We start from the raw sequence: 12,118 nt of genomic DNA on the forward strand, positions 1-12,118 counted from the left end.
CTATATAAATAAGAAAATCCTTTAAAATGACTACACTCAATTTTGCAGACGACAAAAAATTCTCCACCGGGGATGGTGCGTTTGCCGTTGGTATCGGAGACTATAACGGCGATGGACATCTGGACTTAGCTGTTGTTAACCGTCTTGCCAACAACGTCTCCATTCTCTTAGGCGATGGTACAGGAAACTTTGGCGTCGCCCCCTCATTGAAAGTAGGAACTCGTCCCTGGGATGTCGTTGTAGCGGACTTCAACGCCGATGGCAACTTGGACTTGGCAGTATCTAACTACGACTCGAACAACGTCTCGGTGCTCTTGGGAAATGGGACTGGGGGGTTTAGTGCGGCGACGAACTTTGCTGTGGGGACTAAACCCGCTCAAATTGCTGTCGCCGACTTCAATGGGGATGGGAAACCTGACTTAGCGGTGGCAAATAATGGGTCTCACAATGTTTCTGTATTGTTGGGGAATGGGTCAGGTGGCTTTAGCAGTGCCACCAATTTTGCCGCAGGGGGAACGAGTCCCACAACGATTATCGCTGCCGATTTTAATGGCGATGGAAACCAGGATGTAGTTGTCAGACTTCCGGCAGAGAACAAAGTTGCTGTTTTACTTGGCAATGGGTCAGGTGGTTTGGGCAGTCCGACCAAGTTTGCCACGGGGACGAATCCCTATGGTTTAGCAGCGGAAGATTTTAACCAGGATGGGAACCTTGACCTAGCGGTAGCCAACTACAGTTCTAACAATGTCTCTATCCTATTGGGCAATGGGTTTGGCGGGTTTGGCGGAACTACCAACTTTGCCGTAGGAACTAATCCTTCTTGGCGGATTAGTGTCGCTGACTTCAATGGTGATGGAAATCCGGATATCGCTGTACCAAACCACAGTTCTGATAATGTTTCAATACTATTAGGCAATGGTAGTGGTGGCTTTAGCAATGCTATTAACTTCGGGGTGGGAGATATACCTAATGGCATCGCTGTGGGAGATTTCAACGAAGATGGTAAACCCGACTTTGTCGTAGCTAACTATAACTCCGATAATATTTCCTTACGCCTCAACACCACCAACTTTCCCCCTGTCGCGAATAACGATACCTTCACCACAACTGAAGATACCCCGATTTCCCTCAATCTCCTCGCCAATGACAGTGATTTAGACACCAGCGACACTCTGACAATTAGCGCTGTCGATACCACCAATACTCAAGGAACCGTCCAAATTAATTCAGATGGCACCGTTACCTACACTCCCGCCACCGCATTTCAATCCCTCGGTGTGGGTGAAAGTGCTACCGACCAATTTACCTACACCCTGGATGATGGCAATAACCATACCGCTACCGCAATAGTTTCTGTAACGGTTAACGGCATCAACGATATCCCCATCGCCAACAACGATACCGCCACCACCGATGAAGATACAGCCACGACTATTGCGGTTAAAGATAACGACAGCGATATCGATAACGATACCGTAATAGTTTTTGGCGTCGATACCACCAATACTCAAGGAACTGTGACCATCAATGCTGATGGGACAATCACCTACAATCCGAATACAGCATTTCAATACTTAGGCGCAGGGGAAACCAGCACAGATACCTTCACCTACACGATTACTGATGGCAACCAGGAAACCAATACCGCCACTGTCACCGTAACGATTACTGGGGTGAATGATGCGCCCATTCTCAGCCCAATTAATAAACTGGGTAACGAAGATACCGTAATTTTCTTTAGTGAAACCGACTTTAGTAACGCTTTTAGTGACCCCGAAAGCGATAATCCCAGTCAAATCAAACTCCTGTCTCTTCCTGATGCAGGTATCTTGGCGCTAAATGGAATAGCTGTAACAGCCGGACAAATCGTTACTCTTGCGGATGTCAATAACCTTACGTTTACCCCCAATCCCAATTTTAATGGCACAACTAGCTTCGGCTGGAATGCGTCTGATGGTACAACCTTTGCTGCAGGAGAAACGGTTAATATTACGGTAAATCCGGTTAATGATGCGCCTGTAGCTCAAAATGATACTGTAACCACTCCTGCTGATACCGCGATTGTGTTGAATCTCCTCAATAATGATAGCGATGCCGATAATGATAACCTGATTATTTCTAATTTAGGTTGGGTGACCCAACCTGGGGGTTTGGAGGGTTTGGAGACCAAACCCCTACAAAATATATGGGGAACGGTTACTCAGAATGGGGATGGCACGATTATCTATACGCCTGATCCGGATTTCCAATCCTTGGCTGTTGGAGAAACTGTTACGGATACATTTGACTATACCATCAGTGATGGGAATGGGGGTACAGATACAGCCAACGTCACGATAACGGTGACAGGGGTTAATGATGTGCCAATTGCCGTAGATGATAGTGCTACTACCAGTGAAAATGGGCCGATTACGCTTAATCTATTAACGAATGATAGTGATGCAGATGATAGTGACAGTATCAGTATCGCGAGTTTAGATACGACTCAAACACAGGGAAGCGTAACCTTAAATACAGATGGTACAGTTACCTATAATCCCGGTACAGCGTTTCAGTCTTTAGTCGCAGGGGAAACGGCGACAGATACATTTAGTTACAGCATAAGTGATGGGAATGGCGGAAGTGATACAGCAGTCGTGACGGTAACAGTAACCGGAATTGATGAACTGGATATTCCCGTTTCTTTTAGCGATGCCACAAATTTTGCTGTGGGGGATAATCCCTATGGTGAAGATATGGGGATAGCGGATTTCAATTTAGATGGAAATCTGGATATTGCAGTTGCTAACGAGTCTTCTCATAATGTTTCAGTGCTTTTAGGTAAGGGTAATGGCAGTTTTAGTGCTGCTAATAACTTCGGTGCTGTAAATTTTCCTATATCCGTTGCTGTTGGAGACTTCAATGGTGATGAAAAACCGGATTTTGCTGTCACTAGCAATAAAGATGGCAAGGTTTCTGTACGGTTAGGAGATGGCGCTGGGGGATTTAGCACGGCCAGTAATTCTACTGTAGGGACGAATCCCCGACAAGTTGCCGTGGGAGACTTTAACTTAGACAACAAATTAGACTTGGCGGTTACTAATTGGACTTCTAATCACGTTTCTGTGCTATTAGGAAATGGGTTGGGGGGGTTTAGCTCGGCTAAGAACTTTGGCGTAGGCACAAATCCTTGGGGTATTGTTGTTGAAGACTTTAATGGAGATAGTCAGCTAGATTTTGCTGTATCAAACCATAAGTCTAATACCATTTCTGTAAGATTGGGAAATGGGTTAGGTAGTTTTAGTTCTGCGACTCATTTTAGCGTGGGAACGAATCCCTTTGGTATTGCTGTCGGAGACTTTAATGCAGATAGCCAACTGGATATCGCTGTTGCTAATCGCGGTTCCGATAGTGTCTCCGTTTTGTTGGGAAATGGGTCAGGGGGTTTTGGCGTAGCGACTCACTTTAACGTGGTCGATGGACCTTTTGACCTGACTCTCGGAGACTTTAATGCTGATGGTAATTTGGATATCGTCACAGCGAATCAATATTCTAACAATGTTTCAGTTTTACTAGGAAATGGGTCGGGTAATTTTAGCAATGCCATAAACTTGGCTGTGGGAAGTGCTCCTGTAGGTATGAATATCGGAGATTTCAATAACGACAGTAAACCTGACCTCGCTGTTGCTAATTATGGTTCCGACAATATCTCTATTCTTCTCAATACCAGTAACTTTCCTCCCATCGCCCAAAATGATACTATTACCACGGATGAAAATACGCCTCTAATTTTTAATCCGCTCACCAATGACCAAGAACCGGATGGAGACAGTCTCACTATTGACCGAATAGAAACCAATTCTACCCAAGGAATCGTCACCCTTAACCAAGATGGCACCGTTACCTACAATCCCGGTACAGCTTTTGACCATTTAACCACACAGGAAACAGCAACTGACACATTCAATTACGTGGTTAGTGATAGTACAGGACGCACGAATACGGCTACTGTTACTGTTACGATTACCGGAATCAATGATGCGCCTACACTGAGTCCATTTAACAAAATTGGACAAGAAGATAGTGCGATCGCGTTCACCGATACAGACTTTATTAATGCCTATAGTGACCCAGAAGGAGATGACTTTACCGCTATCAAACTGCTTTCTTTACCTCAAAATGGTACATTAACTCTGAACGGTAATCCTGTTGGTGAGGGCGCAAGCAGTGAGGGCGCAAGCAATGAGGGCGCAAGGATGGTGCCCCTACAGAACGGCTATATCTCAATTACTGACATAAATAATCTCACCTTTACGCCCGATGCTAACTATAACGGTACTACCAGTTTTGTCTGGAATGCTTCCGATGGTACTAACTATTCAGCGGGAACAACGGTTAATTTAATCATCAATCCCGTTAATGATTCTCCTGTGGCTATTGCTGATAACGCCACGACTCAAGAAGATACTCCAGTTAGTATTGATATCCTCAGTAATGATAGTGATATCCTCGATGGCGATACCTTATATATCGATACCTTTGATATCTTCTCAAGTAACGGGGGTACAATTACTCGTGATCAACGGGGAACTCCCCATGACGCAACTGACGACTATCTTCTCTATACTCCCGCCGCTGGATTTAGTGGTGACGATTCCTTTAATTACACGATTACCGATGGACAAGATACGGATACCGCTACTGTCACCATTACCGTTAATCCAGTTAACAACTTAACCCTATTTGGTACACCTAATAACGATACCCTCACCGGGGGAAGTGGCGAGGATCTCGTATTTGGCGAAGCCGGGAATGATGAATTACATGGGGGTTTAGCCAATGACTTCCTCAGTGGAGGCGACGATGATGATCAACTCTTTGGCGACGCCGGAGATGATATCCTTATGGGAGAAGCTGGGCGCGATCGCATGGAAGGGGGAGTCGGACATGATACCGTAGAAGGCGGCGATGGCAATGACCACATATTCGGCAATCCCGGCAATGATATCCTATTCGGCAATAGCGGGGAAGATATCATACGCGGTGACGAGGATAATGATATCCTTTATGGCGGAGGCGATCGCGATCGCTTATTTGGTGATACTGGAGATGATTTCCTCCTGGGAGAAGGTGACGCGGATATCCTCGTTGGCGGTGAAGGGGATGATACCCTCGATGGCGGCGCTGGGGCGGATAAAGTCTATGGAAATAATGGGGCGGATCAGTTTATCTTAAGAGTTGGTGAGGGAAGCGATACTATCTTTGACTTTAACCCTGGGGAAGATATCTTAGGGTTAGCTGGGGGACTAAGTTTTGATCAGCTTAATCTTATGGGTATGGGAAGTACCACCCTAATTCGGATGAATGGGAGTGGGGAATTATTAGCCATGTTAATCGGCGTACAAGCCACCCAAGTCAGTGTAGCCGATTTTGTCGTGGTTTAGGAATTATGCGATATTGACACACCAACCCATCGTAGGGGTTTGGTTTCCAAACCCCTTGGTTTCCAAACCCCCCCAAACCCGCAAACCGATTTCATCGTGGTATAGGAAGAATGCGATCGCGCCAATTCTATCAAAATTGACACGCCAACCCAAACCCCCAAACCCCTACAGAGGGCACGGCAATGCCGTGCCCCTACAATACATCCGCAAACGCGGGACGTAATTTCTGATAACACCACAGTCCTATCCAAAACACTACCCCAGAAACGCCAAACGCGACTACCCATTCTAACCCATGTTCCACTGAACCCACTAATACCAAATCCCGATAAACCTGAGCAATCACCGCCAGAGGATTCAACCAAAATACCCAATCTCGTAAGTGTTCTGGAATCACCGAAGCGGGATAGACAATCGGCGTCATATAAAACCAAAGATTCAAAATCACCCCTAACGTCTGGGGAATATCCCGCAAAAATACCGTTAACCCAGCTGCAAAATATCCTAACCCGGCGGTTAATAACAACTGGGTTAACCACACTAAAGGCAATAACGCTAACGTTGCATGTAATGTTCCTGAAGATAGAGCCACTAACACAATCAGCGCGGCTAACCCCAAAGCACTCTCAATAAATGTCGAGAAGACGGGAACCAGTGGCAACAGTGCCAAGGGGAACACCACCTTCTTCACCAAATTAGGTTGTCCCACCACCGAACCCGCCGATTGGGTTAACCCTCCAGTAAAGGCAATCCAAGGCAATAACCCCGCAAACAACCATAAGCCAAAAGCAATATTGTTATCCGCAGGTAATCCCTTCAGACTTAGCTTCACCTTCAGAACAATGGAAAACACGTAGGTATAAATAAGCAACTGAGATAGTTGATTGAGGAGGGGCCACAAATTCCCCAATACTGAACCTTTATACCGTGCCTCCAAATCCCGGCGCACTAATGTCCGCAGTAGGTCAAATTTGACCCACCACTGCTCATCTAGGGGCAACCAGCGCCTAATTGTACCGACTTTCCGAATTACGCCGAGCATTAATTTTAGTATCTCGTATTGCTTCAAATTATCCTAAACCGAATGTCACTGACTGGTATGCTGGTGGGCAATGTTGCCCAGATCCCCCATGGGGTGGGCGAAGCATTTGCGCTGGAATATTAGCATAAAACCGAGACATCTGGGCGCAAATGCTTCGCCCCTACGAATGCATCTGTTCCCCATCTTTCCCATATTCCCCATATTCCCCGCCTTGAAAAGGCGAAAATTTGCTACAGTCCTGGCAACAGTAGCGGTAAAATACACATCTGGTGTAGCGTCAGGAGAAGCCGTAAGCCTTGCAGCAATTATTACAGATTTCTCGACTCATTGATGGCTTTAACGAATGGGTAGGTCGCCTAACCTACTGGCTAGTATTACTGATGATCGCGATCGGCACATGGAATGTCGCCGGACGCTACATTGGCTATTTCGTCGGTCAAAACCTCAGTTCCAATGCCTTTATCGAAGGTCAATGGTATTTATTTGACCTGGTATTCCTCTTGGGTGCAGCCTACGCCCTGCGCCATGATGAACATGTGCGGGTGGATGTGTTCCATAAAAGCTGGACACCGAAATGGAAAGCCTTGGCTGATTTAATCGGGACGCTGTTATTCTTAATTCCCTTTTGTTTAATGGTGATTTATTTCTCCTGGGAAACCATTCTCAATTCCTGGGCAATTCGGGAAATGTCTCCTGATCCGGGGGGATTACCCCGCTATCCGATCAAATCCATGATTATTGTCAGCTTTGTCCTCCTGATTCTGCAAGGGATTTCCCAAGCGATTAAAAATTGGGCAATTTTCACAGGCTATCTTACACCCCAGGAGGAACATCATGATGCTGGAGTATGAATGGTTAGGTCCTCTGATGTTTGCTGGGGCGTTGGTATTTCTGTCGCTGGGCTATCCCGTCGCATTCTCTCTGGGAGGAGTTGCGATCGCGTTTGCGATTATTGGTGTGAGTTTGGGTGTTTTTGACCCCATCTTCCTGACTGCCATGCCCCAGCGCATTTTTGGGATTATGGCAAACTATACCCTATTAGCAATCCCTTATTTTATTTTCTTGGGTTCCATGCTGGAAAAATCTGGCATTGCTGAACGCCTGTTAGAAACCATGGGGATTCTGTTTGGACGCCTGCGGGGGGGACTTGCCTTAGCCGTAGTATTAGTCGGGGCGCTATTAGCCGCAACCACTGGAGTTGTCGCCGCAACCGTAGTGGCAATGGGACTGATTTCTTTACCGATCATGCTGCGCTACGGCTATGATAAACGATTGGCAACGGGGGTAATCGCTGCATCGGGGACATTAGGACAGATTATTCCTCCTAGTGTGGTTTTAGTCGTATTAGCAGATCAATTAGGAATTTCTGTCGGGGACTTATTTATTGGGTCCCTAATTCCCGGTTTATTAATGACTGCAGCTTTTGCTGTACATGTACTAATTGTGGCATGGTTAAAACCTACTGCTGCACCGGCTTTACCCGCTGAGGTTCGCAACATTGGCGGGAAAGCCTTAGGACGCCGGATTTTGCTTGCCATGTTCCCACCGTTATTATTAATTCTTTTAGTCTTAGGCAGTATCTTTTTTGGCTTTGCCACACCAACAGAAGCCGGGGCGGTGGGTTGTGTTGGTGCGATGGTACTCGCTGCGGCTAATCGTAAGTTAACTTGGTTATCGTTGCGCCAAGCCTGTGACACCACGCTGCGAATTACCAGCATGGTGATATTTATCTTACTAGGTTCTACCGCGTTTAGTTTAGTCTTTCGCGGTTTAAATGGCGATCAGTTTATGTATGATATTCTCGCCAACCTACCCGGAGGTCAGGTTGGCTTTTTGACAGTGAGTATGATAACGGTATTTATTTTAGGCTTTTTTATTGACTTTTTTGAAATTGCCTTTATTATCGTTCCCTTGTTTGCTCCTGTGGCGGAATCTCTAGACGTGAACCTTGTCTGGTATGGGGTTATTTTAGGGGCTAATCTACAAACGTCTTTTCTCACGCCACCCTTTGGCTTTGCCCTCTTTTATTTACGAGGTGTCGCCCCACCGGAGGTGAAAACGACAGAGATTTACTGGGGGGTAATTCCATTTATTTTGCTTCAGGCGCTAATCGTTATCTTAATTATCGCGTTTCCAGGGCTGGTGAGTTTCCTTCCTTCGTTGAGTCGCTAATAGCAAAATGATGATAATTTAGGCGGACATAAACGGCTAGTTTAGCTCTATCATTTACCAAGATAGATTTATCGGTATTTTTGATCCGCCTTTTCCTATCACTCTGATCTGTTTTGAAGGGCGAATTTTATTCAATTCTGAACGCTTTTAAATAAAATGCCTAAAATTTTGCTTATATCTTTAATGTAATAATTGCTCAAGTCGATACAGACATCAGCATCCTCTAACTTTAGAAATTTCCAAATATCTCCTGTCGTCACCGCTCCATAAATCGTCTGAATATCATTTTCTTCCTGCTGATTAAATAACTGGGCTGCTAACATTGCTGCCGCACACTGTCCCAATCCACCTTTAATGTTCTCATTCTTGGCTTCTACAATAATCGCCACCGGAGCATTAATTGTCAGTTGCTCTTTAAAGCGACTGATAATAAAATCACAATACCCATTTAACCCTTTTTCCAAATCAACATTAAAATCTGAACCTGAGAATAAACTAATTTGATAATTGGCTCTTCTTCTCAACTCCAATAGAATCGGCGTAATTATCATTTCTGATCGGGCTTTTTCTGTATTAATTGCCAGAGCCAGTTCAACTGTTTCCGCTAAAGTAGCGGCGAGCGATTCACTCGGCTGTAGGGGTTCTACAGTGACAAATAAATCAGATTCTTCGTCAATCCGTAAATTAAACGCTTTCTTAAATTGACTTAATGTAGTAAAGTCACTATAAGCCATTTTTAGCGCCTCAATTCGCCAAGCATTTTAAGCTGTTAGGCATTTAAATATTGATATTAAGTAGGTTGGTGGAAATAAACTCAACTATATTAAGGTTTGTAAATAGCCCTCAAACCCTTACGAATGACGAATAACGCTCCACTGTTAACTTTTATTGTGCCTACCTACTTAAGCTTTAGAATAGCAAACAGCTTATTGTTCTCGCCACAGGAATCGCTCTAAGGGAACTAACCGCATCAGTTCTCGCCCTAAACGTTGGTACAAGGGAATCCGTTCTGAATAGATTTTGGCATATCCTGTCGCTCCCGGATAGAGTTTGCCATCACTGTTATCCACAACAATTTCCACTTGGGCGATGGGCTGGGGTTGGGAGGGTTCATGCTGAATTTTAGGCAGAATTCGTTGCACGGTGGCGGTGTATGGTCTTAGTTTAGCTTGGCGGGGACGAAAGGTAACGGGTTTATGGTTTTCCACATATTCTAAGTCTTCTTCCTTGATGTTTACCGTGGCGGTGAGGCTGCTGAGTTCAGCGATTTCTAGGAGGAAGTCTTCGGTGGGTTTTAGTTCTTGATTTTGCCGCAAGTCTAAATGATTGGTGAGGATAATCCCGGCGATGGGAGAACGTAGGGTAAGATTTTCTTTATGGGTTTCCAGTTCAGATAGACGGTTTTTTAGGGTCGCGATCGCTTGCTGTTGAGTTATCATTTGGGATTCCGCTGTAGCAATCATTTCAGAGGCGTCAATGGCGGCGAGTTGGGAAGCGGTTTCGGTTTGTAAGTCACGGGCGGTATCGGTTTGGTTTTGTTTGGCGGCGGCGATTTCTTGGGTTTTGGCGAGTAAGTTGCTTTCAATGTTGTGGAGTTCACTTTCGACTTCATCGCGGCGGTTGCGGGAAATCGCGCCTTGTTCGTAGAGTTGGTGATAGCGTTGTAATTTTTCCTGGAGTTCGGGGATGCGTTCCTGGAGGCGTTGGCGTTGGGTGTTTAAGACTTGAATTTCGGGGGTGAGTTGTCCTTGGGTGAGGGCTTTTGCGCGTAAGCTTTCTCGACGGGTTTTTGCCATCATCGCTTCGGCTACGGCTTGGACTTCTACGAGTTGGGCTTCAGCGCGGATACGTTGTTTCTGGGCGCTGTCTAAGACTTGATGGGCTTGGACGAGTTGTTGTTCGATGGTGGCAATTTCTCGGTCTAATTCTAGACTGGATAATTGTGCCAAAATTTGTCCGGGTTGGACGGTTTCTCCGGGTTTAACGTAGATTTTTGTAATTACTCCCGCCATGGGTGTGCGGACAATGGCTCTGGCGCCTTGGCGGGTTTCGAGTTCGACAGAACCCCCGACTTCAAAGGAGGTGGGGATAAGGCTGATTAGGCTTAAGCTGGTGGCGATGGTTAGGAGGATGGCGATTCGTTTTAGGGGGAGGTGGGGTTTGCTGGTTGGGGGTGCGAATTGTAAGGGTTGGGAGGGGTTCATGGGGGTTAGGGGTTGTGATTGGGGCTTTTTTTGAAACGCAGAGGTTCGCAGAGGGAAGCGCAGAGGAACGCAGAGGGGTTTGGAGGGATTTGTGTGTTGGTTTTTAGATTGGTTAGGGTGTTTGTTTGGAGGTATGTCGGCTGGTTTTTGGGGGAAGTAGTAGTAAATTGCCCAAAGGGTTAGTAGGGTGATTGTCCAAAAGGGGATGTTGGTTAATGTCCAATTTGTGACTAGGGTGAAGATGCTACTGAAGATGAAGAGGATATAGAGGAGGCTGAAGGGGGCGTAAGTGGCGAGGATTAGGCGATTGTGGCGGGGTTCGGGGCTGGGTTTTCGGCGTAGTAGGTTTCTGTAGAATTGGAAGGAACGAGTGCGGAGGTTGTTGATTCCGGTGAGGGCGACGGCGAGATAGTAGCCGTCAAATTTTGCCAGGGGATTGAGGTTAAGGGCGATGGTAAAGAGTGCTGAAACCATCAACAGATAACTGGCGGTGGCTAACCAATTTGCTGAGGATTGCCATAACCAAAAGGCGATTGCGGCAATAATTAGTTGACAAATAACACCTGCGCCGACGACTAAGAGGCGTTTAAATCGAGATAGGCAATAGGAATCTGTGGTATTGGTATAAGCGGCTGGCATTAAAAACATAAAAAGTAGCCCGAATTCGGGGACAATGCCGTTGTAATGTTTCAGGGTAAAGGCATGTCCGAGTTCGTGTAGGGTGACAACTAACATGGCGAGTAGGGCAAAGGGTAATAGGAGGGAAATGCCCTGATTTGCTAATAATTGTTGTCCAGTCAGGATAATTTGGGGACGTTGGGATAAACCAATGGATAGAGAAATGGCTAAAAAAAAGCACAGGATGAGACAGGTTGAACGAGTCCAAATCCAGTGCAGTTTATTAATATGTTGAGTTAACCAATTGTCGGGATTAAATAGGGGAACTTTGAAAAAGAGGAGTTGTAGTGGGGTGAATTTACGTTTGGGAGGTTTGGCGGGTTTGGTTCCGACTAACATCCCGGTGGCGGTGAGGAGTTGTAGCAGATAGCGGAGTTGTTCAAGGGTTAGGTTATTGTATTTGGCAATATCGGCGGGGGGATGTTTTCCTAGTTGCTCGATGGCGGCTTTACTTTGAGCCTACATTCCGCAGATATTTCAACAGGATTCATAGCGATGAAATTGAATAAATTAAATCCCAAAATGTTTGCCCAATAACTATTTCAGGCGTTTTTAATGTAAAATAATGGAGTCAAAGACTAAGAGAAAAAAAGCATGAA

At 45.7% G+C, this 12,118-nt stretch carries 6 protein-coding genes; 3 read left to right on the forward strand and 3 right to left on the reverse strand.

What is annotated here, in order from left to right; all coding sequences use genetic code 11:
- Nucleotides 1–26: 26 nt before the first annotated feature.
- The gene (locus tag RID09_RS21635) at nucleotides 27–5,423 is read left to right on the forward strand and encodes an Ig-like domain-containing protein (RefSeq protein WP_446337982.1); all 5,397 of its coding nucleotides are present in this window, start codon (nucleotides 27–29) and stop codon (nucleotides 5,421–5,423) included.
- A gap of 193 nt (nucleotides 5,424–5,616) precedes the next feature.
- Here the strand turns inward: RID09_RS21635 and RID09_RS21640 are convergent, their stop codons facing one another.
- Nucleotides 5,617–6,465: an ABC transporter permease gene (locus RID09_RS21640; protein WP_446337983.1), complete on the reverse strand. Its 849-nt coding sequence runs from the start codon at nucleotides 6,463–6,465 to the stop codon at nucleotides 5,617–5,619.
- A gap of 296 nt (nucleotides 6,466–6,761) precedes the next feature.
- Between RID09_RS21640 and RID09_RS21645 the strand changes: the two genes are divergently transcribed.
- Both RID09_RS21645 and RID09_RS21650 read left to right on the forward strand, forming a co-directional pair.
- Nucleotides 6,762–7,316: a TRAP transporter small permease subunit gene (locus RID09_RS21645; protein ID WP_446337984.1), complete on the forward strand. Its 555-nt coding sequence runs from the start codon at nucleotides 6,762–6,764 to the stop codon at nucleotides 7,314–7,316.
- The gene (locus RID09_RS21650) at nucleotides 7,300–8,637 is read left to right on the forward strand and encodes a TRAP transporter large permease (protein ID WP_446337985.1); all 1,338 of its coding nucleotides are present in this window, start codon (nucleotides 7,300–7,302) and stop codon (nucleotides 8,635–8,637) included. The genes RID09_RS21645 and RID09_RS21650 overlap by 17 nt, the downstream gene beginning before the upstream one ends.
- A gap of 131 nt (nucleotides 8,638–8,768) precedes the next feature.
- On the opposite strand, the gene RID09_RS21655 is transcribed toward RID09_RS21650, so the two are convergent.
- Both RID09_RS21655 and RID09_RS21660 read right to left on the reverse strand, forming a co-directional pair.
- Nucleotides 8,769–9,371 (reverse strand): hypothetical protein, encoded by a 603-nt coding sequence (locus RID09_RS21655; protein ID WP_446337986.1) that lies wholly within the window; start codon nucleotides 9,369–9,371, stop codon nucleotides 8,769–8,771.
- A gap of 192 nt (nucleotides 9,372–9,563) precedes the next feature.
- Nucleotides 9,564–11,858 (reverse strand): efflux RND transporter periplasmic adaptor subunit, encoded by a 2,295-nt coding sequence (locus RID09_RS21660; protein ID WP_446337987.1) that lies wholly within the window; start codon nucleotides 11,856–11,858, stop codon nucleotides 9,564–9,566.
- Nucleotides 11,859–12,118 lie beyond the last annotated feature (260 nt).

Source organism: Coleofasciculus sp. G1-WW12-02 (genome assembly GCF_040219735.1).
GTDB lineage: Bacteria > Cyanobacteriota > Cyanobacteriia > Cyanobacteriales > Coleofasciculaceae > Coleofasciculus.

What these genes read in the sequence shown, in the direction of transcription:
- RID09_RS21650 (WP_446337985.1), top strand. Translation starts at nt 7,300, where the DNA reads ATGATGCTGGAGTATGAATGGTTAGGTCCTCTGATGTTTGCTGGGGCG.
- RID09_RS21660 (WP_446337987.1), bottom strand. Translation starts at nt 11,858, where the DNA reads ATGTTAGTCGGAACCAAACCCGCCAAACCTCCCAAACGTAAATTCACC.
- RID09_RS21635 (WP_446337982.1), top strand. Translation starts at nt 27, where the DNA reads ATGACTACACTCAATTTTGCAGACGACAAAAAATTCTCCACCGGGGAT.
- RID09_RS21655 (WP_446337986.1), bottom strand. Translation starts at nt 9,371, where the DNA reads ATGGCTTATAGTGACTTTACTACATTAAGTCAATTTAAGAAAGCGTTT.
- RID09_RS21640 (WP_446337983.1), bottom strand. Translation starts at nt 6,465, where the DNA reads ATGCTCGGCGTAATTCGGAAAGTCGGTACAATTAGGCGCTGGTTGCCC.